This window comes from Bradyrhizobium sp. 14AA (assembly GCF_054185205.1).
The window spans coordinates 172145-195248 of record NZ_JAVAYM010000016.1; the positions used below are offsets into that span (position 1 = coordinate 172145).

General features: G+C 65.6%; 24 protein-coding genes and 1 tRNA gene. 9 read left to right on the top strand and 16 right to left on the bottom strand.

From position 1 onward, the window contains the following. Nucleotides 1-23: 23 nt before the first annotated feature. A complete protein-coding gene (locus tag RAD15_RS26765; RefSeq protein ID WP_458181193.1) occupies nucleotides 24-776 on the top strand; it encodes a carbonic anhydrase in 753 nt (250 codons plus the stop codon). 273 nt (nucleotides 777-1049) lie between these two features. Here RAD15_RS26765 and RAD15_RS26770 read toward each other — a convergent pair whose 3' ends face one another. From RAD15_RS26770 to RAD15_RS26790, 5 genes are all read right to left on the bottom strand, one after another. After that, entirely contained in the window at nucleotides 1050-2693 is a 1644-nt protein-coding gene (locus tag RAD15_RS26770) for a lysine--tRNA ligase (RefSeq protein WP_458181194.1), read from the bottom strand. Nucleotides 2694-2887: 194 nt separating this feature from the next. After that, on the bottom strand, nucleotides 2888-3835 hold the full coding sequence (locus RAD15_RS26775) for a transporter substrate-binding domain-containing protein (RefSeq protein WP_458181195.1): 948 nt from the start codon (nucleotides 3833-3835) through the stop codon (nucleotides 2888-2890). A gap of 252 nt (nucleotides 3836-4087) precedes the next feature. Continuing rightward, nucleotides 4088-4678: an SCO family protein gene (locus RAD15_RS26780; protein WP_458181196.1), complete on the bottom strand. Its 591-nt coding sequence runs from the start codon at nucleotides 4676-4678 to the stop codon at nucleotides 4088-4090. Nucleotides 4679-4702: 24 nt separating this feature from the next. After that, nucleotides 4703-4897 carry a hypothetical protein gene (locus RAD15_RS26785; RefSeq protein ID WP_458181197.1) on the bottom strand — a complete coding sequence of 65 codons (195 nt, stop codon included), beginning with the start codon at nucleotides 4895-4897 and terminating at the stop codon, nucleotides 4703-4705. Nucleotides 4898-5025: 128 nt separating this feature from the next. Continuing rightward, nucleotides 5026-5547 (bottom strand): hypothetical protein, encoded by a 522-nt coding sequence (locus RAD15_RS26790; protein ID WP_458181198.1) that lies wholly within the window; start codon nucleotides 5545-5547, stop codon nucleotides 5026-5028. A gap of 266 nt (nucleotides 5548-5813) precedes the next feature. Between RAD15_RS26790 and RAD15_RS26795 the strand changes: the two genes are divergently transcribed. The 4 genes from RAD15_RS26795 to RAD15_RS26810 all read left to right on the top strand — a co-directional run bounded on the left by RAD15_RS26795 (nucleotide 5814) and on the right by RAD15_RS26810 (nucleotide 9380). After that, a complete protein-coding gene (locus tag RAD15_RS26795) occupies nucleotides 5814-7472 on the top strand; it encodes an FAD-binding dehydrogenase (RefSeq protein ID WP_458181199.1) in 1659 nt (552 codons plus the stop codon). A 3-nt stretch (nucleotides 7473-7475) separates the two neighbouring features. Continuing rightward, nucleotides 7476-8393 (top strand): alpha/beta hydrolase family esterase, encoded by a 918-nt coding sequence (locus RAD15_RS26800; RefSeq protein WP_458181200.1) that lies wholly within the window; start codon nucleotides 7476-7478, stop codon nucleotides 8391-8393. A 114-nt stretch (nucleotides 8394-8507) separates the two neighbouring features. Then, nucleotides 8508-8858, top strand: coding sequence for a RidA family protein (locus RAD15_RS26805; protein WP_458181201.1), 351 nt, complete (start codon nucleotides 8508-8510; stop codon nucleotides 8856-8858). Between the two features lie 156 nt (nucleotides 8859-9014). Further along, nucleotides 9015-9380 (top strand): nuclear transport factor 2 family protein, encoded by a 366-nt coding sequence (locus RAD15_RS26810; RefSeq protein ID WP_458181202.1) that lies wholly within the window; start codon nucleotides 9015-9017, stop codon nucleotides 9378-9380. A 195-nt stretch (nucleotides 9381-9575) separates the two neighbouring features. Here the strand turns inward: RAD15_RS26810 and RAD15_RS26815 are convergent, their stop codons facing one another. The 10 genes from RAD15_RS26815 to RAD15_RS26860 form a co-directional block, all read right to left on the bottom strand. Next, the gene (locus RAD15_RS26815; protein ID WP_458181203.1) at nucleotides 9576-10418 is read right to left on the bottom strand and encodes an amidohydrolase family protein; all 843 of its coding nucleotides are present in this window, start codon (nucleotides 10416-10418) and stop codon (nucleotides 9576-9578) included. A gap of 3 nt (nucleotides 10419-10421) precedes the next feature. Further along, the gene (locus RAD15_RS26820) at nucleotides 10422-11399 is read right to left on the bottom strand and encodes an aldo/keto reductase (protein WP_458181204.1); all 978 of its coding nucleotides are present in this window, start codon (nucleotides 11397-11399) and stop codon (nucleotides 10422-10424) included. 107 nt (nucleotides 11400-11506) lie between these two features. Further along, nucleotides 11507-12439 carry a sugar-binding protein gene (locus RAD15_RS26825; RefSeq protein WP_038973213.1) on the bottom strand — a complete coding sequence of 311 codons (933 nt, stop codon included), beginning with the start codon at nucleotides 12437-12439 and terminating at the stop codon, nucleotides 11507-11509. A 94-nt stretch (nucleotides 12440-12533) separates the two neighbouring features. Beyond that, entirely contained in the window at nucleotides 12534-13616 is a 1083-nt protein-coding gene (locus tag RAD15_RS26830) for an ABC transporter permease (RefSeq protein ID WP_458181205.1), read from the bottom strand. Further along, entirely contained in the window at nucleotides 13616-14374 is a 759-nt protein-coding gene (locus tag RAD15_RS26835) for an ATP-binding cassette domain-containing protein (protein ID WP_458181206.1), read from the bottom strand. Before RAD15_RS26835 ends, RAD15_RS26830 begins: the two co-directional genes overlap by 1 nt. Before the next feature lie 12 nt (nucleotides 14375-14386). Further along, nucleotides 14387-15709, bottom strand: a complete 1323-nt coding sequence (gene xylA / locus RAD15_RS26840; RefSeq protein ID WP_458181207.1) for a xylose isomerase — start codon at nucleotides 15707-15709, stop codon at nucleotides 14387-14389. 1 nt (nucleotide 15710) lies between these two features. Beyond that, a complete protein-coding gene (xylB, locus tag RAD15_RS26845) occupies nucleotides 15711-17165 on the bottom strand; it encodes a xylulokinase (RefSeq protein WP_458181208.1) in 1455 nt (484 codons plus the stop codon). Between the two features lie 81 nt (nucleotides 17166-17246). Continuing rightward, complete coding sequence (locus RAD15_RS26850; RefSeq protein ID WP_458181209.1) at nucleotides 17247-18290, bottom strand: LacI family DNA-binding transcriptional regulator; 1044 nt, start codon at nucleotides 18288-18290, stop codon at nucleotides 17247-17249. A 99-nt stretch (nucleotides 18291-18389) separates the two neighbouring features. Continuing rightward, on the bottom strand, nucleotides 18390-18854 hold the full coding sequence (locus RAD15_RS26855; protein ID WP_458181210.1) for a GNAT family N-acetyltransferase: 465 nt from the start codon (nucleotides 18852-18854) through the stop codon (nucleotides 18390-18392). Nucleotides 18855-18894: 40 nt separating this feature from the next. Further along, entirely contained in the window at nucleotides 18895-19476 is a 582-nt protein-coding gene (locus RAD15_RS26860; RefSeq protein WP_458181212.1) for a helix-turn-helix domain-containing protein, read from the bottom strand. Nucleotides 19477-19835: 359 nt separating this feature from the next. Here RAD15_RS26860 and RAD15_RS26865 point away from each other — a divergent pair, with 359 nt between their 5' ends. Further along, nucleotides 19836-20849 (top strand): tyrosine-type recombinase/integrase, encoded by a 1014-nt coding sequence (locus RAD15_RS26865; RefSeq protein ID WP_458181213.1) that lies wholly within the window; start codon nucleotides 19836-19838, stop codon nucleotides 20847-20849. A gap of 53 nt (nucleotides 20850-20902) precedes the next feature. On the opposite strand, the gene RAD15_RS26870 is transcribed toward RAD15_RS26865, so the two are convergent. Continuing rightward, nucleotides 20903-20976: transfer RNA gene (locus tag RAD15_RS26870), tRNA-Gly, on the bottom strand. 173 nt (nucleotides 20977-21149) lie between these two features. Between RAD15_RS26870 and RAD15_RS26875 the strand changes: the two genes are divergently transcribed. The 3 genes from RAD15_RS26875 to RAD15_RS26885 all read left to right on the top strand — a co-directional run bounded on the left by RAD15_RS26875 (nucleotide 21150) and on the right by RAD15_RS26885 (nucleotide 23082). Beyond that, nucleotides 21150-21728, top strand: a complete 579-nt coding sequence (locus tag RAD15_RS26875; protein WP_458181214.1) for a methylated-DNA--[protein]-cysteine S-methyltransferase — start codon at nucleotides 21150-21152, stop codon at nucleotides 21726-21728. 97 nt (nucleotides 21729-21825) lie between these two features. Further along, complete coding sequence (locus RAD15_RS26880; protein WP_458181215.1) at nucleotides 21826-22665, top strand: helix-turn-helix transcriptional regulator; 840 nt, start codon at nucleotides 21826-21828, stop codon at nucleotides 22663-22665. Nucleotides 22666-22722: 57 nt separating this feature from the next. Further along, nucleotides 22723-23082: a VOC family protein gene (locus RAD15_RS26885; protein ID WP_458181217.1), complete on the top strand. Its 360-nt coding sequence runs from the start codon at nucleotides 22723-22725 to the stop codon at nucleotides 23080-23082. Nucleotides 23083-23104: the final 22 nt, after the last annotated feature.

The window sequence follows — 23104 nt, forward strand, 5'->3', positions numbered from 1 at the left end:
CAATTCATCTCTGGGGGAATACGATGAATCGCCGCCACGCATTGAAGGCCCTGGCGGGTCTTGCGCTTTGTCCGCTCTGCAAGCCGGCCTTCGCCGCCGAAGGCGCGCATTGGAGCTACGAGGGCGCCGGCGCCCCGGCCAAATGGGGCGATCTCGACGCGGCCAACAAGGCCTGCGCGGTCGGCCTGCAACAATCCCCGATCGACATCGAGTCGGCCGTCAAATCGCAACTGCCCGCGCTGAAGCTGAGCTGGGGCAAGAGCGCCGACACCATCGTCAACAACGGGCACACGATCCAGCTCAACTTCGCCGAGGGCAGCACGCTGATGCTCGGCGACGTCAAGTACAAGCTGCTCCAGGTGCACTTCCACCGGCCGAGCGAGCACATGATCGGCGGCAAGAATTTCCCGATGGAGGCGCATTTCGTCCATCGCAACGATGCCGGCGGGCTCGCCGTGGTCGGCGTGCTGATGGCAGAAGGCAAACCGAACGCGGCCTTCAGCAAGATCGTCAAGACCATGCCGGCAGCGGAAGGCCCCGCGGTGAAGGTCGACGCGGGCATCGATCCGCTCGCCATGCTGCCGCCGAAGCTCAGCTATTACCGCTATCCCGGTTCGCTGACGACGCCGCCCTGCTCGGAGGTGGTGGAATGGCTGCTGCTGACCGACCCGATCCAGGTGTCGGCCGCCGATGTCGCCGCGTTCGCAAAACTCTATCCGATGAATGCGCGCCCGGTGCAGAAGGACAACCGGCGCTACGTGCTAAGGTCGATTTGAGCGGGGAATATCGCTGTCGTCCTGGCGAAGGCCAGGACCCATTACCCCAAGTGCAAGTCGTGGCGCGAGCTGACAACTCCGAGTCCCCATAACCACACCCGACGGTGGTTATGGGTCCTGGCTTTCGCCAGGACGACGTTGGGAGAATGAGTTGCGCCTACAACGCAAGTCCGTAGCCCGGATGAGCGCAGCGACATCCGGGACCTTTGTTGAGGCATCCCGGATATCGCTTCGCTCATCCGGGCTACGACTTTTCGTCGGGCTACGCCTATCTCACGCGCTCCGCGCCAGCGCGCCGTCGATCATGTTGACCGCATTCTGCACGCCGTACACCGCGACGAAGGAGCCGAAGCGCGGGCCCTTCTCCTGGCCGAGCAGGACCTGGTACAGCATATTGAACCAGTCGAGCGTGACGCCGGGGCGGCCGTCCTTGCCCTTCTTGACCTGGTCGAGGAACGGCTCGCGGCGGCCGATCTCGTAGACGACGTTCTGGATATCCTCTGGCGTTGCGTCCTGCGCCAACTGCGACAGCGCATCGCGCAGATCCTGCAACGCCGCGCGCTCGGTGTCGGTGGGCACGCGGAACGTCTTCGTCGGCGCAACGAAATCGCGATAATAGTTGATGGCGTAGCCGACCATCGCATCGAGCCTGGGATGCGTCTGCGGGCTCACGCCGGGACGGTAGCGGCCGATGAAACCCCACAGCGTCTCGGCATTCTCCGCGTTCGACGACGACACCAGCGTCAGCAGGAGCTGGAACGTGACGGGCATGTCGCCCTGCGGCGGCTTGCCGTTGTGGAGGTGCCAGACCGGATTGCCGAGCTGCTGCTTGCCGTCCTGCTTGGCGAAACCGTCGATGAATTGCTGATAGTCGTCGACGTTGCGCGGGATGACGTCGAAATACAGCCGCTTGGCCGCCTTCGGCTCGCGATACATGAACAGCGACAGCGATTCCGGCGAGGCGTAGCGCAGCCATTCGTCGATGGTGAGACCGTTGCCCTTCGACTTCGATATCTTCTGGCCCTTCTCGTCGAGGAAGAGCTCGTAGTTGAAACCTTCGGGCGGCGTGGCGCCGAGCGCCTTCGCGATCGCGCCGGACAGCTTCACGGAATCGATCAGATCCTTGCCGGCCATCTCATAGTCGACGCCGAGCGCGACCCAGCGCATCGCCCAGTCGGCCTTCCACTGGCATTTCACATTTCCGCCGGTGACGGGCGTCTCGACTTCCTGGTTGGTATCGGGGTCGACATAGGTGACCGTGCCGGCCGCGACGTCGCGGCGGATCATCGGCACCTGCAGCACGATTCCGGTGGTCTTGCTGATCGGGAGGAACGGCGAATAGGTGGCGCGGCGATCGGGGCCGAGCGTCGGCAGGATGATCGCCATCACCTTGTCGTAGGCGGCGAGCATCTTCAGCAGCGTCGCGTCGAAGCGGCCGGACGTATAATAATCGGTCGAGCTCGCGAACTCGTAGTCGAAGCCGAAATGATCCAGGAACGCGCGCAAGCGCGCGTTGTTGTGCGCACCGAACGACGGATACTCGTTGGAGAACGGATCCGGCACCCGCGTCAGCGGCTTGCCGAGATGCGCGGCCAGCATCTCCTTGTTGGGGACGTTGTCGGGCACTTTGCGAAACCCGTCCATGTCGTCGGAGAACGCCAAGAGGCGCGTCTTGATCTTGTCCTCGGTGAGCACGCGGAAGGCATGGCGCACCATCGAGGTGCGCGCGACCTCGCCGAACGTGCCGATATGCGGCAGGCCCGACGGGCCGTAGCCGGTCTCGAACAGCACCTCGTCCTTCGGGCTTTTCTTCAGCCGCGCGACAATGGCCTTCGCCTGCTCGAACGGCCAGGCGTTGGATTGTTCGGCGAGCGCACGCAGGTCGCTCGGGCTCATGTTGGGATCGATAACGGACATCAAGAAGGGCCTCCGGGCCGCGGAAAATAGCGATTTCCGGGCAGAATGCAAAAGTTGCGGCGCAACTATCGCGGAATCGTAGGGTGGGCAAAGCGAAGCGTGCCCACCATTCTTGAAGACGTGGGCACGGCGCTGACGCGCCTTTGCCCACCCTACGGTAGTTCGCTCGCCGCGAGCGCGACGAGGTGAAACGATCAGAACGGGCTCACCGAAAAATAGCGCAGCCACAGATCGGTGTAGCGGCCTTTTTCCCAGACGCGAAACAGCGCCCAGTTCAGGGCCTGGCGCAGCACGTCATTGCCCTTGCGGACGGCGATGCCGATGCCTTCGCCGAAGAAGCGGCTCTCGACGAAGGGGCCGCCGGAGAAGGCGCAGCAATCACCGGAATCGGTGCCGTTGATCCAGAACGCCAGCGAGATGGCGTCGCCGAAGATGAAATCGACCTCGCCCTTGCGAAGGGCGGCGCGCATCGCGTCGTCGTTGGGATAGGGGTGCAGCTCGGCGTCGGTGAACATCGCCTTCAGGTAGGCTTCATGCGCGGAGCCGGCGATGGCGCCGACCTTCTTGCCCTCGAGATATTCGGGCCGGATCTCCGGCATCACCGCGTCCTTGCGCGAGGCGAAGCGCGCCGGCACGCGGTAATAGGGATCGGTGAAGTCGACCCGGGCGCGCAGCTGCGGGCTCACCGCCATCGAAGCGATGATGGCATCGCCCCGGTTGGAGGAGAGCGCGTCGACCAGCGTCTCGAAGCGCCGCATCTGCACCGTGCAGGTGACCTTGATCTCCTCGCACAGCGCGCGGGCGAGATCGACGTTGAAGCCGGCCGGGTTGCCATCGGCGCCGGTGTAGTTGAACGGCGGATAGTCGGTTTCGGTCAGGAAGCGGATCACGGTCAGGCGCGACAGGTCCGGCCGCTCCGGCCGCCGCCGTGGGTCCCAGAAGCCGGGCACGGCCTGCGGAGCCGCCTGCGGCGCGACCTGAGGCGTGGCCTGTTGAGTCCCTTGGGGCGCCGCCGGGGGCCGCTTCGCTGGCGCCTGCGCCTCGGCGCTGGTCAGGCCCGCGAACAGGCAGGCGCCGGCGACCAGCCCGGTCAGGAGCCGACGGGCAGATTTGGACGATTTCGCCTGTTGCGATGGAGCCATCGGCCGAAAATGAACGAATTTCGTTGGGATCGGAGGGCCTTATAGACCATCCCGCCGGGAACGCGAGCGCGGAATGTGGGATGGGTAAAGGTCCCTCAGCCGTCATGCCCGGGCTTGTCCCGGGCATCCACGAACTTTCACCCCCGGCCAAGAACGTGGATGGCCGGGACATAGGCGAGCGGAGGCGACGCCGTCCTTCGGACGGCTATGCCGGCCATGACGATGTGGAAGCGCTGCGCCTAAATCCGCCCCTCAGAGATACCGCTTCAGCTCCGTCGCCGCCTCTTCCGGGGTCCGCTTCAGGTTGAACGGCGAGACGAACCTTCCGTCGCGGTCCATCAGGTAGATCAGCGCGGTGTGGTCCATGGTGTAGTCGCCGTCCTTGGTCGGGACCTTCTTGGCGTAGACCCGGTAGGACGTGATCACCTTGGCGGTCTCGGCGGGATCGCCGCTGAGGCCTTCGAGATGCGGGTCGAAGCTCGACAGATAGTCCTTCATGGTCGCCGGCGTATCGCGCTCGGGGTCGACCGAGATGAAGACGGCATTGACCTTGTCGGCCTCCTTGCCCATCGCGCGCAGCACCTCCGAGATCTCGAACAGCGAGGTCGGGCAGACGTCGGGGCAATGGGTGTAGCCGAAGAAAATCAGGGTCGGCTTGCCCTTCAGGCTCTTGTCGGTGACGGCCTTGCCGTTCTGGTCAGTGAGCTGGAACGGGCCGCCGATCGCGGCCGGCTGCGCCACCTTGCTGACCCCGCCCATGGCCCAGAACATGATCAGGAGCCCGACGATGAGGCTTGCGGCGAAGGCGGCTGCGATCACCAGCGGACGGGCGGTGGAGCTCATGAGCGAAAAACTTCCTGTCGCGGGTCAAAAGCAGGCGGCGAAACCGGTCCTGACCATCTCGAAGAACACCTGGCTGCCGTAATGGAACCAGAGCGCCAGCGCACCGATCACGACCAGACCGCCGAGCCCTGCGCCGGCCAACAGGAGCACGGTCGGCAGCCGGCCGGCAGTGGGCGAATTGTCCTGTATCGGATGGGCCGGGTGCAGTGGTTGAGCCATGACAACGATCGGGGCGAAGGCCCCGGTTCCCTGGCCTTCAGATAAGCTTTGGCCCGCGTGCGGGCAAGGCGCCGCCAGCGGGTAAGGCGCCGCCGGCGGGCCAGAACGATCCCGTCAGGCCTGGACTATCAGTGGAGGAGCTGGCCGCGGGCGGACTCGAGCTGGTCCGCTTGCGGGAGGGGCCGGCGCGACGGCTTGATCGCCGAGGCCTGCGCGTCCATGTAGCAGGGCTTGTACATGGCCTGGAGCTGCTTGCCCTTCAGGAAGAGCATGTGCGGGGTGAGGCCGCCGCGCTGCATGATCCAGCGTTTCACCTGCGACGGATACATCGCGTAGAGCATCTGGGTCGCCTCGGAGTTGGTGACGGCCCGGCCGTTGGTGCCGAAATCCCAGGCGGCGTGGAAGCCGAGCGTCGCACTCGAGGTCACGCAGATGCGGTCATGTGGAATGGCGCCGAGGACGATGGTGCAGGCGGACGCGCAGAGGCCGTCGATGATGACGGTTTCGCCGGATTGCCTGAGGTCCTGATATCTGTCGACGTAGGTTCCAATCCGGCCACCGCGGTCATCCGCGATCCGAACCACCGCGTGAGAAGCCCCCATGCCCGCGATCAGGAGAACCGCCGCAAGCAACCCCGTCAGAAACTTCATTGTCCCCCGCCCCGGTCGAATTCGAATCTGCGTGTCAGGTGGTGATGCACGGCTAGCGTCCGTCGTAACCAAGGTTTTGTCTAGGCAGAGCGGCTGACTCAAAACAAATTCAAATCCAGTGTTGCGTCCGCGCTGCACTCGGCCGGTCTCTATCCCAAAGTGGAACAAGTTAACGATGTCTTACGCGCCACGCCCTTGATCTCAGTTGCCAGCGCTGGCTTCAATCCCGGGCGACTACAGGGGGGAACCGATGGAGGGGGAAACACATGGCTGACGAGACTGACGTCATCGTTGTCGGCGCAGGACTATCGGGCCTCGTCGCCGCAACCGAGATCGCCGACGCCGGCAAGCGCGTGATCGTGGTGGACCAGGAGGGCGAGCAGTCGATCGGCGGCCAGGCGTTCTGGTCGTTCGGCGGATTGTTCCTGGTCGATTCACCGGAGCAGCGCCGGCTCGGCATCAAGGATTCCTACGAGCTCGCGCTCCAGGACTGGCTCGGCACCGCCGGCTTCGACCGCGACGAGGATTTCTGGCCGCGGCAATGGGCCGAGGCCTATGTGGCGTTCGCGGCCGGCGAGAAGCGCGACTGGCTGCGCGCGATGGGCCATCGCATCTTTCCCGTCGTGGGCTGGGCCGAACGCGGCGGCTATGACGCGATGGGGCACGGCAATTCGGTGCCGCGCTTCCACGTCACCTGGGGCACCGGACCCGGCATCGTCGAGCCGTTCGAGCGCCGCGCGCGCGAGGCGATGAAGAGCGGACGGCTGAGCTTCCGGTTCCGTCATCGGGTCGATGCGCTCTCCATCACCAACGGCACGGTGGAAGGGGTCAGCGGCGCCGTCCTCGCGCCCGACACGATCGAGCGCGGCAAGAGCTCCTCGCGCAACGTGGTCGGCGAGTTCGCGCTGAAGGCACAGGCCGTGATCGTGGCGTCCGGCGGCATCGGCGGCAATCACGAGCTGGTGCGGCAGAACTGGCCGAAGCGGCTCGGCGAGCCCCCGAAATTCATGATCTCCGGCGTGCCCGAACATGTCGACGGCCGCATGATCGGCATCACGGAGAAGGCCGGCGCGCGGCTGATCAACCGCGACCGCATGTGGCACTACGTCGAGGGCATCCAGAACTGGTCACCGATCTGGCCGCGCCACGGCATCCGCATCCTGCCCGGCCCCTCCTCGATGTGGTTCGACGCCACGGGCACGCGGCTGCCGGCGCCGCTGTTCCCGGGCTCCGACACGCTCGGCCAGCTCAAATACATCATGTCGACCGGCTATGATTATTCCTGGTTCGTCCTGACCCAGAGCATCATCAAGAAGGAGTTTGCGCTGTCGGGCTCGGAGCAGAACCCTGATCTGACCGGCAAGAGCTGGCTCATGACCTTGCGCCGCGCGACCAACAAGGGCGCGCCGGCGCCGGTCGAGGCGTTCAAAAGCCATGGTGTCGACTTCATCGTGAAGGACAAGATCGAGGATCTCGTCGCCGCCATGAACAAGCTCACCGGCAGCGACCTCCTCAAGCTCGAGCACATCAGGATGCAGATCGAGGCGCGCGACCGCGAGATCGCCAACCCCTACGTCAAGGACGCGCAGGTGATGAACATCCACAATGCGCGGCGCTATATCGGCGACAGGCTGATCCGCACCGCGGCCCCGCATCGCATCCTCGATCCCGCGCAGGGTCCGCTCATCGCGGTCAAGCTCAACATCCTCACCCGCAAGACGCTGGGCGGCTTCGAGACCGATCTGGACTCGCGCGTGTTCGGCGAGGAGGGCAGCGTCATTCCCGGCCTCTATGCGGTCGGCGAGGCAGCCGGCTTTGGCGGCGGCGGCGTGCACGGCTATCGCTCGCTCGAAGGCACCTTCCTCGGCGGCTGCCTGTTCTCCGGCCGCAATGCGGGGCGCGCGGCAGCGAAAGCAGTGGGATAGACCATGCGGCGGTGGATGCAGATCGGAGCGCTTGTCGCGGCATTGACTGCCGCCTCCGCCGCATCCGCCGACACCATCGACGTCGACGGCGTGAAGCGCTCCTACACGGCGCAGCTGCCGGCGAAGAAGCCGGCGCCGCTCGTGGTCGTGCTGCACGGCAAGACCCAGCGCGGCGCCGACATGGTCGCGCGAACGGCGTGGCCGCAGGTCGCAAAGCGTGAAGGCTTTGCCGTGGTTTTTCCCGATGGCCTCAACCATGCCTGGGCTGACGCGCGGACGAAGGCAGGACCCGCGCTCCGTGGCCCGCCGGAAGGCACCGACGACGTCGCCTTCATCGCAAAGCTCGTCGAGAAGCAAATCGCGAACGGCACGGCCGATCCGAAGCGCATCTATGTCGCCGGCGTCTCCAATGGTGGCGCCATGGCGATGACGCTGGTTTGCGCCCGCGCCGATCTGTTTGCGGCGGGCGCGAGCGTGGTCATGAATCTCACCGATGAGGCCGCGGTCACCTGCCATCCGTCGCGACCGCTGCCGATGCTGCTCATGAACAGCACGGCCGACCCGCTGGTGCCCTACGAAGGCGGACGCGGATCGAGCTATTTTGCCGCAGACGGGTTCTGGTCGACCGAGGAGACGCTGGCCTTCTGGCGCAAGCTCAATGGCTGCGAGACTGATGACGCCGGCGTGACCGAACTGCCCGACCGAGCGTCCGTAGACCAGTCCACGGTGACGCGGATCTCATCGCGCTGCCCCGGAGGACACGACGTCGTGCTCTATCGCATCAACCATGGCGGTCACCGCATGCCCGGATTTGCCCCGGACGCCCGCTTCCCGAAGGTCGCAACAAGCCTGCTGGGGCCGCAAAACAGCGACATCGACGGCGCCGAGACGATCTGGACGTTCTTCAGTCAGTTTCCGTAGGCCGCGCATGCAACGCCGGCGACGCATGCGTGCCTGGCAACGCATGCGTGCCTGGGGTGGCAGAGCTGAGGCCACTGGGCTAGACAGGGCCGCCATTCCACCAGGAGATCCCCAATGAGCATTCAGCGTTTTGAAACCGGCCCGCGCATGAGCCAGGTCGTCGTGCACGGCAACACCGTCTATCTCGCCGGTGTCGTCGCCAACAAGGCCGCCGGCGAAAGCGTCACGAAGCAGACCCAGGACATCCTGGCGACCATCGACGGCCACCTCGCCAAGGCCGGCACCGACAAGTCGAAGCTGCTCTCGGCCACGATCTACATCACCGACATGAAGACGTTCGGCGAGATGAACGCGGTGTGGGACGCCTGGGTTTCGTCGGGCAACACGCCCGCGCGTGCGACCGTCGAAGCCAAGCTCGCGGCGCCGCAGTACACCGTCGAGATCATGGTGACGGCCGCGAAGTAATTTTCGCACGCGAACTGTAGCGAGTATCTGAAGCGCGATGAGACCATCATCGCGCTTCATTTTTTGCGGATGCATGACCTTCGAGGTAATCGATCCGCGCGCGCAATCCTTCGATAGTCCGGACAGCCGAACACGGCGCCATCGAAGGAGAGCCCCATGACCGATCACGTCACCATCGCCCGCCGCTACATCGAACTCTGGAACGAGCGCGCCGCCGGTCGCCGTCGCGAGCTGCTCAGCGAGAACTGGACGGCGGATGCGAGCTATGTCGATCCCCTGATGAAGGGCGACGGCCCTGATGGCATCGACGCACTGATATCAGGCGTGCAGCAGCGCTTTCCGGATTTCAGGTTCAAGCTGATCGGCGAGCCCAACGGCTATGGCGACCATGTGCGTTTCAGCTGGGGGCTTGGCCCCGATGGCGTCGACAGCCCGATCAAGGGGACGGATTTCGCCGTGCTGAAGGACGGACGGATCAGGAGCGTGACAGGATTTCTGGATCAGGTGCCCGCTGGGGCATGAGGGGGGGCGTGCTCCTTTCTTCCCTTCTCCCCTTGTGGGAGAAGGTGGCGCGAAGCGCCGGATGAGGGGTTGCGTCAGCGAACTCACATGCAAGAGATCACTCGCGGAGAGAGACCCCTCACCCGTCTCGCCGCTTAGCGGCGAGCCACCCTCTCCCACAGGGGGGGAGAGGGTGAGAGCGCACCTGGACTGCGACTAAGCCAACCGATACGCAGCCTTTGCATTCACACCGAACGCCTTCTCGCGAACATTCGGACCGAGCTTCGCCAGACACGCCTCAAGCGCGCTCTTGATCTCGCCATAGCTCCCCGCGAGCAGACACACCGGCCAATCCGAGCCGAAGATCAGGCGATCTTCGCCAAAACATTTTGCGGCGTGTTCAACGAACGGAAACAGCCGCTCCGCGCCCCAATCGTCCCACTTCGCTTCCGTCGCGAGGCCCGAGATCTTGCACCAGACATTGCCGCAAGTCCCGAGCGCCTTGATGCGCTCGGACCATTCGTCGCTGGCGCCATCGGCGATCGGCGGTTTTGCTGCATGGTCGAGCACGAAGCGCGCGTTGGGGAAGGCCTGCGCGGTTGCGATCGCGGCGGGCAGCTCGCGGGTGCGGACGAGGAAATCGTAGGCGAGATTGCGGGCGAACACGGCGGTAAGGCCGCGCTGGACGTCCTCGCGCAGCAGCCAGTCGGGATCGGTCTCGTCGTGGACCTGGTGGCGGATGCCGACCAACTTGTCACCGCCGGGCAATGCGCGCAGCCGATCGAGCGTATCGACGAGCGCACCATCGGTCAGATCGATCCAGCCGACCACACCCATGACAGTGGGCGTGGCATGCGCGATGCGCAAAAATTCCTCGGTTTCCTCGAGCGCGGAGCGGCACTGCACCACGATGCTGGCGTCGATGCCGTTCGCCATCAACAACGGCGCAAGATCGGCGGGACCGAAGGCGCGGCGGATCGGTGTCAGCTCGGGCGCGTCCATCCAGGGATAGTCGGCGCGCGCCGGATCCCAGAAGTGCTGGTGAGCGTCGATGATCATGCCTTACGCTCCGCCGGGCAGCGGCGCCCGCGCGTCGACAAGCTTTCGTGCGCGCAGATCCTGCCAGAAGGTCGGCGGCACCGCCCTCTCCGACATCGCGATGTTGTCGGCGACCTCGGCGGCGTTGCGCGCGCCCAGCACGGCGACCGTGACGGCGAGATGGGCCATGCAGAACTGCAGCGCGGCGGCCTTCAGCTCGGTGCCGTGCTTGCGGCAGAGCTCGTCGAGCGTGAGCGCGCGCGTAACGAGCGCCGCATCGGCGTCCTGGTAATTGAACTTCGCGCTCGTGTGCGGATTGGCCAAAATGCCGCTGTTGTAGATGCCGCCGAGCAGGATGCCGATGCTCTTCGACTGGCAGACCGGAAACAGCGCATCGAGCGCGCCCTGATCGAGCAGCGTATAGCGGCCCGCCAGCAGGAAGCAGTCGACCGGCACGGCGTCGGCAAAGCGCGCCAGCATTTCCGACTGGTTCATGCCGGCGCCGATCGCCTTGACCGTGCCTTCGCTGCGCAGCCGCTGGAGCGCGCGGAAGGCGCCGGTGACGGCCTCGTCATAGTGATCGTCGGGATCATGCACCAGCAGGACGTCGACGCGGTCGAGCCCGAGGCGGACCAGGCTCTCTTCGACCGAGCGCATCACGCCGTCATGGCTGAAATCGAACACCGGCCGCTCGCGCTGCCCGCTCTTGTAGTAATCGTCCTCGGCGGCAGCGCCATCGGGCGCGCGCAGCAGGCGGCCGACCTTGGTCGAGATGACGTAGGAGTCACGCGGCTGTTGCCGCAGGAACGCGCCGAGCCGGCGTTCTGCAAGGCCGAAGCCGTAGAGCGGCGCGGTGTCGAAGAAGCGGACGCCAAGCGACCAGGCCCGCTCGATCGTCGCGTGCGCGTCGGCGTCGCTGACGGCGGTGAACAATCCGCCGAGCGGCGCGGAACCGAGGCCGATCGAGGTGACGTCGAGAGAGCCGAGCCGCGCGCGCTTCATTCCCATTGCCTTACAACAGTTTTCATTCCAATCGTCCAGATCATCTCCCCCGCTTGCGAAAATCGCAAGCGGGGGAGGCACATAGGAGCGCGGGGCTGGGGGCGCTCCTATTTCAACATCTGCGCGACGTTGTCCTTGGTCACGAGATCGAGGCCGGTGTAGACGATCTCCGGCACCTTCTCGCCCTTCTTGATGGCGAGCAGCGTGTCCATCGCCTTCTCGCCCATCTCGAACGGACGCTGGCCGACCAGCGCATTGGCATAGCCGTCGCGCAGCAGTTCGAGCTGCATCTTCAGCGTATCGGCGACGACCAGCGTGAACTTGCCGGAATCGATGTCCTTCTTGTTCCTCGAGGCGAACGCCTTGAAGCCTTCGGGAGCGAACATCGGCCAGCCGCCGATCGGAACGATGGCGGCGAGATCGGGCGTAGCCGTGCGCATATCCGTCATCTGCTGCACCGCCAGCGCCGGATCGTCATTGCAGAAGGTCGGGGAGCCCGCGACCTCTGTCCATTTCGAGCCCTTCAGCGCCTCGCGCACGCCGTCGACGCGCTCGGCGAGATTCTTGGCGCCGGGGCCGCCGGAGACCATCGCGTATTTGCCGCCATCCGGCCGCATCTTCACGAGCTGCTTGCCGAGCGCGACGCCGAACTCCTTGTTGTTGGTGCCGATATAGGCGATGCGCTTGGAGCCCGGCGCATCGGCATCGAAGGTGATGACGGGGATGCCGGCCGCGGTCGCCGCCTCGATCGACTTGGTCATGGCCGCGACGTCGGCGACCGAGATGGCGAGGCCGTCGACCTTCTGGGTGACGAAGTCCTGGATGATCTGGGCCTGCGTCGCCGGCTCGTGCTCGACCGGCCCCTTGTAGATGCACTCGATGTTGCCGAGCTCCTTGGCGCGCTTCAGGCAGCCGTCGCGTGCGAAATCGAAGAACGGATTGTTCATCGCCTTGGGCACGATCACGAAGCGGTAGTTCGCGGCCAACGCCGGCGTTGCCATCATTGCGACGGCGATGCCGGCAAGAAGAAGTTTCCTCATTATCTCCTCCACCCTTGTTTGGTGCCCATCCTCTCGAAAGCGCCCGGGAAGCGGACAGGCGGCATTTTCGTTGCCTTCCCGAGATGATTTCACGTCAGGTCATCCGCGAGCGGATGCGGTCGACCAGCACGGCCAGGATGATGATCACGCCCACCAGCGTCTGCTGCCAGTAGGAGGAGACCTGCGCCAGCACGAGGCCGTTGCGGATCACCTCGAGCAGCACGCAGCCGACGATGGCCCCGAGCGGTCCGCCGATGCCGCCGGCGAGATTGGCGCCGCCGATCACGGCCGCCGCGATCACATTGAGTTCGTAGGACGTCGCCATGTTGGCCGGCGCCGACCCGAGCCAGCCGGAGATGATGATGCCCTGGAGACCTGCCGCGAGCGCGCAGATCACGTAGACCTCGATCTTCACCCGCACCACCGGAATGCCGGTGAGCTCGGCTGCCTTCTCGTTGCCGCCGAGCGCGAAGACGTGGCGGCCGAACGCGCTGTGGTGCAGCACCACCGCCATCGCCAGCGCGAGGATCACGAGATAGATGAAGGGCACGGGCACGCCGAGCACGTCGCCCGAAGTGAGCGCATAGAAATAGTCGGCATCCGGCCCGCCCGGGAAGCTGCCGCGCCCGTTGGAGACGACGTAGCCGAGCCCGCGCACGATCGAGAGCATGCCGAGCGTGGTGACGAAGGGCGACAGGCCGAGCACGGCGATGCAGAAGCCGTTGACGAGGCCGGCAATCAGCGCGACGCCGAGGCCGGCGAGGAGCGAGATCAGCAGGATCAGGCCGGGCACGTTGGCGAGCACCGTCTTGCCGTCGGCCGCCATGTGCACGAACAGGGCGCCCGCCGGCGAGCCTGGCGTCGACAGCTCGGTCATCACCATGGAGGTGATCATGGCGGAGAAGCACATCATGGAGCCGACCGAGAGGTCGATGCCGCCGGTGATGATGACGAAGGTGACGCCGAGCGTGGCGATGGCGATGAACGAGAAGTTCTTCGCCACGTTCTGCATGTTGCCTTCGGTGAAGAAGTATGGGCTGGCGAAATGCATGATCACCAGCAGCACCGCCAGCGCGAGCAGCACGTAGCCGGTCTGGGAGGCGAAGATGCCGCGCTGCCACCATCTGATCTTGCCGACATTGGTGAAGCTGATGGGTGATTCCAGGGGCATGGCCATCACGCCGCCTCCTTCGCGCCGGTGATGAGGGCGGTGACTTCCTCAGGCGAGGTCTGGTGGATCGGCTTGTCGGCCCGCTTCTCGCCGCGGCGCATGACGATGACGCGGTCGCACACGGCGAACACGTCGGGCATGCGGTGCGAGATCAGCATCACGGCGACGCCCTGCTCCTTGAGGCGATGGATCAGGCCAAGCACCTGCTCGACCTGTCGGACCGAGATCGCGGCGGTCGGCTCGTCCATCATCACCAGCCGCGCATTGGACAGCCGCGTCCGCGCGATCGCGACCGCCTGGCGCTGGCCGCCCGACATCTGCTTGACGAGATCGTCGGGCCGGGTCTCCGAGCGCAGTTCGCCGAACAGCTCCAGCGCACGCGCCGCCATCGCCTTGTGGTCGAGCAATGCGATCGGGCCAAATTTGCGCTTGAGCTCGCGGCCGAGGAACACGTTGGCGGCCGCCGTCAGATTGTCTGATAGCGCGAGGTCCTGGTAGACGACCTCGATGCCGACGGCGCGGGCATCGACGGGACGGTTGAAATGCACCGCATGGCCGGCGAAGCGGATTTCGCCGTGGCTCGGGCGGAAATTGCCGGCGATGATCTTGACCAGCGTCGACTTGCCCGCGCCGTTGTCGCCCATCAGGCCGACCACCTCGCCAGGAAGGACATGCAGGTCGACGCCGTGCAGCGCGCGGATCGCGCCGAACTCCTTGCCGATGCCGGTGAGCTCGAGGACCGGCGTTGTTCCAGCATTTGTCATCAGCGGGCGTCCTCAGACGTAGCGGTTGACCAGGGATTCCAGATATTCCTGCCGGCCCGAGCGCGGCTGCGGGTCGAAGCCGGGAAGAAGGGCACGGTCGGCGAGATCGGCGAGCGAGCGCTGGCCACCGAGAATGGCGCGGCCCTCGGGGCCGGACCATCCGTCGTAACGCTTCGCAAGCGGCGCGGTGAGGACGCCGGCATCGACCATGTCGGCAGCGGCAAGAAACGCCCGCGCGCAGGCATCCATCGAGCCGACATGGGCGTGAATGAGATCGTCCGGGTCGATCGACTGGCGGCGGATTTTTGCGTCGAAATTGAGTCCGCCCGAGGTGAAGCCGCCGCGGTTCAGGATCTCGTGGAACACCAGCGCCAGCTCGGGCACGTTCATGGCGAACTGGTCGGTATCCCAGCCGAGCAGATCGTCGCCCCGGTTGACGTCGAGCGAGCCGAAGACGCCGAGCGCCTCGGCGAGCGCAACCTCGTGATGGAAGGAATGGCCGGCGAGGATAGCGTGGTTCTGCTCGATGTTGAGCTTGACGTCCTTGAGGAGATCGTAGCGCGCGAGGAAGCCGTAGCAGGTGGCGACGTCGAAGTCGTATTGATGCTTAGTCGGCTCCTTCGGCTTCGGCTCGATCAGGATCGGGCCCTTGAAGCCAATTCTGTGCTTGTGCTCGACGACGAGCGAGATGAAGCGGCCGAGCTGGTCGAGCTCGCGCTTGAGATCGGTGTTGAGCAGCGTCTCATAACCCTCGCGCCCGCCCCACAGCACATAGTTCTGGCCGCCGAGCCGGTGCGTCACCTCCAGCGCAGCGCGGACCTGGCCGGCGGCGTAGGCGAAAACATCCGGGTCCGGGTTGGTCGCGGCGCCCGCCATGTAGCGGCGATGCGCGAACAAGTTGGCGGTGCCCCAGAGCAGGCGCACCTTGGCGGAGGCCATCTTCGCTTCGAAGATATCAGCAATCGCATTGAGATTGGCGACGGATTCGCCGAGCGAAGCGCCTTCCGGCGCCGCATCGACGTCGTGGAAGGTAAAGAACGGCACGTCCAGCAGCCGAAACAGCTCGAAGGCGACATCGGCCTTGGCGCGCGCCTGCGCCATCGCATCGGTGCCGTGGTGCCAGGGGCGCAAAAAGGTCTCGCCGCCGAAGGGATCGCCGCCCGGCCAGCAGAACGAGTGCCAGTAGCAGACCGCAAAGCGCAAATGATCCTCCAGCCTGCGGCCCTGCACGAGGCGGTCCTTGTCATACCAACGGAAGGCATGCGTGTTTCCCGCATCCATGCCGCCGAAGGCGACCGGCGCGCTGGCATCGAAGAATTTGGCTGACGCGTTCACTTTAGGCAGACTCCTTCAAGGCGGGATAAAGCTCGCGCCACCGACGATAGGCCTCGTCATAGGCACCCGTAGCGGATGCGCGGGGTATGAAGCTTGCGAGCCGTCGCGGCCGGGTACAGACCTCCGCGGCATCTTCGCCGGTCACGGCGAGCCGGCCGAGCCGGGCGGCGCCGAGCGCCGCGCCGACCTCGCCTTCCTCGACGCGGTGAACGGGAATGCCGAGCACGTCGGCGCAGATCTGCGCCCACAGCGGCGAGCGCGAACCGCCACCGACGAGATCGAGCTCGGCAATCGGCCCGCCCGCCGCGCTCAGCGCCGCCAGATTGTCGCGCGCGGCGAAGGCGACGCCTTCGAGCACGGCCTGCACGATCTGGCCGCGCCCGGTCGCAGCGCGCAGGCCGACGAAGGCGCCGCTCGCGGCGGCATCGTTGTGCGGCGTGCGCTCGCCGTCGAGATAGGGCAGGAATTTGATCGGGCTCGGTGCATCGACGCGCTCACCGAGCGGCGCCAGCAGCGCTGCGGCCGACGTCTCCATCACACCGGAGAGCCAGGCCAACGAGGCCGCGGCCGACAGCATCACGCCCATCTGGTGCCAAAGACCGGGCAGCGCATGGCAGAACGCATGCACCGCCGAAGCCGGTGCCGGCGCGAAGCGGTCGGTGACGCGGAAGACGACGCCGGACGTGCCGAGCGACAGGAAGGCATCGCTGGGCGCGATCGCGCCGAGCCCGATCGCGCTCGCGGCGTTGTCGCCGGCGCCACCGGCGACCACGACATCCCCAGCCATGCCCCAGCGTTGCGCGTAGTCCGGCGCGAGCAGCGCACTCGTCTCGCTGCCTTCGACGAGGCGCGGCATGTGGTGGAGATCGAGGCCGGTCGCTTGCAGCAGCGCCGCCGACCAGCGGCGCTGCCCCACGTCGAGCCACAGCGTGCCGGCCGCATCCGACATGTCCTCGACCATCTCGCCGGTCAGCCGATAGCGGACATAGGCCTTCGGCAGAAGCACTTTTGCGATACGCGCGAATATCTCCGGCTCATGCCGCGCGACCCAGAGCAGTTTTGGCGCGGTGAAGCCGGGCATTGCGAGATTGCCGGCGATCGCGCGCAACGACGGGCAACGCTGCTCAAGCTCGGCGCATTCGGCCTGCGAGCGGCCGTCATTCCAGAGGATCGCGGGGCGCAGCGGCCGGCCGTTCTCGCCGAGCAGCGTCGCGCCATGCATCTGGCCTGACAGTCCGATGCCGCGGACCTGCGCGACCTCGCGGGGATGGCCGGCGGCGAGATCGTCGACCGCGCCGGTCGCCGCATCGACCCAGGCGTCGGGATCCTGCTCGGACCACAGCGGCGCCGGATGCGACAGCGCAAGCTCGCGCGCTGCCGTCGCGACAATCGCGCCGGCTTCGCTCACGAGCACCGCTTTCACACCGGACGTGCCGATGTCCAGTCCGAGATACACGCCACCCTCCCTTTGCCTGCCGCGGGGGCGCGAGCTTGAAGCCGCCTTTCCCGCAACGTGCCGTTCAAAAATCCGCTGCCGCTAAGGCAGATTGTCCCGCATCACGATGTCGATCCTGATCTTCTCCTGTTCGTGCAGGATCGGCTCGCCGCGGGCGAGCGCGAGCAGCACGCGTACGGCGGCACGCGCCTCATGTCCGGGGTTCTGCGAGATCGCGGCATCCATCACGCCCTGCAACAACAGCCGCCGCGTCAGCGTGGTGACGTCGTGTCCGACGAACACGATCTGCTTGTCGCGGCCGGCATCGCTCAACGCTTTGGCAACGCCCTGCGTGCCCGCACCGACGTTATAAAGGCCGACAATGTCAGCATGCCTGCCGAGCAGCCGCGCCAGCAATTGTTCCGAGCGTAGGTCCTCGTCGCGCCCTTCCAGCACCGGCAGCACGCCGAGTTCGGGATATTCCGTCGCCATCACCTGGTTGAAGCCGAAGATGCGCTCGGCATGGTCGCGCAGGCCCTGCGAGCCCGCGACGATCGCGACCTTGCCGGACCGCCCGCCGACCAGTCGGCCGACCAGCGCGCCGGCGGTGCGTCCCGCGGCGATGTTGTCGATGCCGACATAATGGTGGCGGCGCGAGGACGGCACGTCCGAGACCAGCGTCACCACCTTGGTTCCGGCATCGACGAGATCGTTGATGGCGGCGCGGACGCCGGGATGGTCCAGCGCCACCACGGCGATGCCGTCATAATCGCCGGACAGCGCCTCCAGCGACGCCGCGAGCACGGAGGGGTCGAACACATCGGTCGCGACCATCTCGACGCCGAGGCGGCGGGCCGAGAGCCAGCCCGACATCTCGCCGAGATAGGCCTCGATCTGCTGCATGAAGGGGTTCGGCCCGGAGGGCATCACGAAGGCGAAGCGGCGGGCGCGGCCGCGGGCGAGCTCGGCGGCAGCCACATGCGGCTGGAACGCGTTGCGCTCGATCGCCGCCTTGACCCGCCGGACCGTGTCGGGCCGCACGCCCGGGCGGTTGTGCAGCACGCGATCCACCGTCGCGAGGCTGACGCCGGCCTCGCGGGCGATGTCCTTCAGCGTCAGCGCGGCGGCAGTGAGGGTCTCGGCCATGGCTGAAGGCTAGCAGAGGTGTTTTGAGGTACGCAACTCATTTTGAGGGCCAAGAGACGAACGCGGCGGCATTTTCGCGCCGCGGCTGCGTCGCCGTCCTCAGCGGCCGCTCAGATCGAGGGTGAGGAACAGGCTGTTGGCATCCTCGACATAGCCCTCGAACGGGGCGCAGGCGACGAAGCCATGCGCCTGGTAGAGCGCGTGCGCCGGCTTGAAATAGTCCCACGAGCCGGTCTCCAGGCTGAGCCGCCGCAGGCCGCGCGCGCGGGCGTCTGAGATGATGTGGCGGAGCATCTGGCCGCCGAAGCCGCGCCGGCGCGTGGTCTGAAGCGTGTGCATCGACTTCACCTCGCCGTGCTCAGGCGAGAGCGTCTTCAGCGCGCCGACGGCGACCAGCGCCTCGCCGTCCCAGCCGGTCCAGAACGCGACGTCGCTCGCGCGAAGGCCAGCGAGATCGAGCGCATGGGCGCTGCCCGGTGCGGTCTGCGCCCGCGCTGCCGTGACGTGGTGATCGAGCAGCGCGATGACGCGGGGATCGAAGGCGTCGCCGGTGCGGATCTGCATGTCAGGGTCTCGCTTCAGGGTCTCAATGACATCGGCGCCATCACATCTTCCCGTAAGAGGTGCCGCGCCGCGTGATGATGACGTAGCGCGCATCCTGCTTGGTTTCGTTCTCGAAGATCACGGCGCGCATCACGTCGAAGTCGAGACAGTCGCCCTCGCGCAGACGCACCGCCTTGGCGTCGATATGCACGGCGATCGCGCCCTCCAGCATCAGCAATTGCTGGGTGAAGGCGCTGCGGCCCCAGGGGCTGTAGGAGACGCGCGCGCCGGCCGGAAGGTCGACGACGATGATCTCGATGCCGCTGGCCGCATCCGGCGGCGAGGCGTGACGCCTGCGGTAGCCGCTGTCGGGATCGCGCCAATGCGGCTGGTCAGCAAGCCGCACGAGGCGCTCCGGCGGCTTCTCGGCGAGCGCGACGACGTCGCTGAGCGTGACGTCGAGCGCCGCGCAGAGCTTGTTGAGCAGCGCAGCCGTCGCACTGCTCTGCGCCCGCTCCACCCGCCCGATCATGGCCCGGCTGACGCCGGACCGCGCGGCGAGCTCGTTCAGCGTCATGCCGGCCTGCGTCCGCAGCGTCTTCAAGCGGCGGCCGATCGCGCGGTCGAGTTTCTGCTGGTCCATGGCATTCGTCCGAACATTGCCCGGCCAGAGACCGCATCCGCCAAAGCGTGAGGAGCTTAAGGCTGGCGAGCGGCCAATGCCGGGCCCCGGAGGCCAATATATTAGAACTTCAACCCAGTTCGCGAGCGCCGAGTCATTCGCTCCCGACTCGCTTCTGCGCATTTCGCGCGGAGGCGTCGCCAGTCAACCGATGATACTCGCGAATACAAAGATCGAGATCGGACCGGAGGCGCTGCGCGGCCTCGATGTCGAAGTTCATATAGTTGATCGGCTCACCGTGCCATCGCCTGGTGCCGTAGCCCCCGCCTCTGCTGTAGAGTCCGACCTCGATCGAGAGTTGGCCGAGTTCGAGGCGCGGAATGGTAAAGGTTGATCTCAAAGGTATCGCCAAGGTCAAGGCGAAGGGCCATACCTACTGGTACGCATGGCGCGGGGGGCCGAGACTGGTCGGCCAACCGGGCTCGCCCGAGTTCATCGCGTCCTACAATGCAGCGATCGAAGAGCGACGCACACCGGACAAGAACCGGTTTAGGTTCGTGGTCGCAAGCTACAAGGCCAGCGCTGATTATAAGAAGCTGGCGCAGTCCACCCGCGATCAGTGGGCAAAGTGGCTCGACCGCATCGCGGACTATTTCGGTGAGCTGCGCATCGCGCAATTTGATCGGCCGGAAAAAATCCGGCCGGTTATTCGTCGCTGGCGAAATCAGTGGGCGGACAGGCCACGCACCGCCGATTATGCAATGCAAGTACTCTCTCGCGTCGTGGCCCATGCTGTAGAGACGGGAAGCGTCGCCGGCAATCCCTGCGAAGGTATCAAACGTCTTTACGAAAACGATCGGTCGGAGATCATCTGGACCAACCAGGACATCGAGCGCATCAAGACCACTTGTTCCGTCGAGATCGCTTTGGCTATCGACCTCGCGAGCCACACGGGACTGCGTCTTGGAGATCTCGTCCGACTGTCGTGGTCGCACGTCGGCGACGATGCGATCATCATCAAGACAGGCAAGAGCAGGCAGCGGCGCGAAGCTATCATTCCGCTTTACAGTGCGTTGCGTGAAGTCTTGGCTCGCATCCCGAAGCGATCGACCACGATCTTGACCAATAGCCGCCGGCGGCCCTGGACGCCGGACGGCTTCGGTTCTTCATTCAACAAAGCGAAGATCGACGCCGAGATGTCAGAGATGGATCTTCACTTCAACGATCTGCGCGGCACCGCGGCGACCAAGTTTTACATAGCCGACTTTACCATGCGAGAGATCGCCGAAACGCTCGGGTGGGAAGAAGATTCGGTCGAAAGGATCATCAACCGCTACGTCGGCCGCTCCGCCGCGATCAAAGAGAGGCTTAGAAAAATGGAGGCTAGAGAGTGAACAAACTCTGCAAAACCGCCTGCAAAACCGTCCAGCTAAATTCCGTTAAGTGTTGGAGCGGGCGAAGGGAATCGAACCCTCGTATGCAGCTTGGGAAGCTGCCGTTCTACCATTGAACTACGCCCGCGAATGCGCTGCTCGCGCCTGTTCTGATTAGCCGAGACGGCGCCCTCCGCCAAGTACCTTGGCGCACCCGGCCGGACGCTTCTTAACGTTTCGATAAGATTCCACGTGCGCCGGATTGTGGCGGTGTTATGATCGCGTGTCGGGGGAGAGACGTGCACTGAGTGGGGCGTGTGCATGGTGGGGCGTGGCTACGCGATATTCGACACGGCCATAGGGCGCTGCGGCATCATCTGGAGCAGCACCGGCGTGGTCGCCGTGCAATTGCCGGAGGCGCGGGAGATCGACACCCGCCGCCGGATTTTCCAGGTCCATCCCGAGGCGCGCGAGCAGCGGCCATCCGAGAACGCCGAACTGGCGATCGAGGGGATCGCGGCGCTGCTGCAAGGCAGCGATCCCGATTTTTCCGAGGTCAGCCTGGATGCCGGCGGCGTGCCGGGCTTCAACCGGCGCGTCTATGAGTTCGCCTGCACCATTCCGCGCGGGGAAACGCGCACCTATCACGAGATCGCCAAGGCGCTGGGCGCCTCGGGCGCCGCGTATTCGGTGGCACAGGCGATCGCAAAGAATCCCTACATGCTGATCGTGCCCTGCCACCGCGTGCTGGAGGCCGGCAATTACGCCGACCGGCTCTCGCCTTACGGCGGGGTGATCTCCAAGCGGCGGCTGCTGGCGCTCGAGGGCGCCCATCCGGTCGCCAGCAAGACGCTGTTCGAGGTGCTGCTGCCCGTTGCTCCGCCGCGCGCGCCCAGCTAAGGCGCGGTCTCAACCGCGCCTTAGCTTTGATTTTTTGGGCATGATCTTGTCGGACAACCGCTACACACTTGTCCGGATCATGCCTAGATAAGGTGGCATGGACGCCACCACGCTGCTGACGACGCCTTCGATGACGGTCTCCGAGTTTCGCTGCGATGCGGGACCGGACGACATGCCGTTCGCGGAATGCCGCACCGGCCATTCCATCGCCTATGTCCGGTCGGGCAGCTTTGGCTGCCAGTGCCGCGCCGGCTTCTTCGAGCTGGTGGCGGGCTCGATGCTGGTCGGCGCGCCCGGCGAGGAATACACCTGCACGCATGAGCATGTCAGCGGCGACGTCTGCCTCGGCTTCTTCCCAAGCGAGGACCTGGTCGATGCCCTCGGCGGACGGCGCGAGGTCTGGCGGGTCGGCGCAACGCCGCCGCTGCCCGAGCTGATGGTGCTGGGCGAGCTGGCCCAGACGGCGGCAGATGGCAACAGCGACCTCGGTCTCGACGAGGTCGGCCAGATCCTTGCCGGCCGCTTTGTCGACCTTGTCTCGGGCAAGGCGCGCAAGCCAGCCAAGCCCACCGCACGTGATCGCCGCCGTGCGGTCGAGGCCGCGCTGTGGATCGACGACAACTCGCATGCCGAGGTCGACCTCGAGCAGGCAGCAAAGCAGGCGGGCCTCAGCCCCTTCCATTTCCTGCGGCTGTTCTCGGCCGTGCTCGGCGTCACCCCGCATCAATATCTGGTGCGCTCGCGGTTGCGGCATGCGGCACGGCTACTCACTGACGATGACATCGCCGTCACCGACGTCGCCTATGACGTCGGCTTCGGCGACCTCTCCAACTTCGTCCGCACGTTTCATCGCGCCGCCGGCGTGTCGCCGACCAAGTTCCGGCAGGCCTCGAAGGGGATGCGCAAGATTCTCCAAGAGCGGGTTGCCCTCAACTGACTAGGTTCGTCTCCGGCGCGCGCCACCAAGCGGCGCGCTTTGGAAATGGAGACGACCATGTACGACCACATCGGACTTCGCGTTGCCGACCTCGACGCCGCCACGCGCTTCTACACTGCGGTGCTGGCGCCGCTCGGCTATGTCCTGTGCTCCAGCGGAGACGGCTATGCCGGATTCGGCCCGAAGGGTGAGCCGGCGCTCTGGCTGCACCTGAACAAGGGACGCAAGGCCGACGGCGCGCATATTGCGTTTCGCGCCAAAAATCATGACGCGGTCAAGGCGTTTCACGGCGAAGGCCTGAAGAGCGGCGGCCGCGACAATGGCGGCGCCGGGCCGCGCAAGGATTACAGCCCGACCTACTATGCGGCGTTCCTGATCGACCCTGATGGCAACAATGTCGAGGCGGTTTGTGTGTAAATCACGAGGACGCTACACGCGC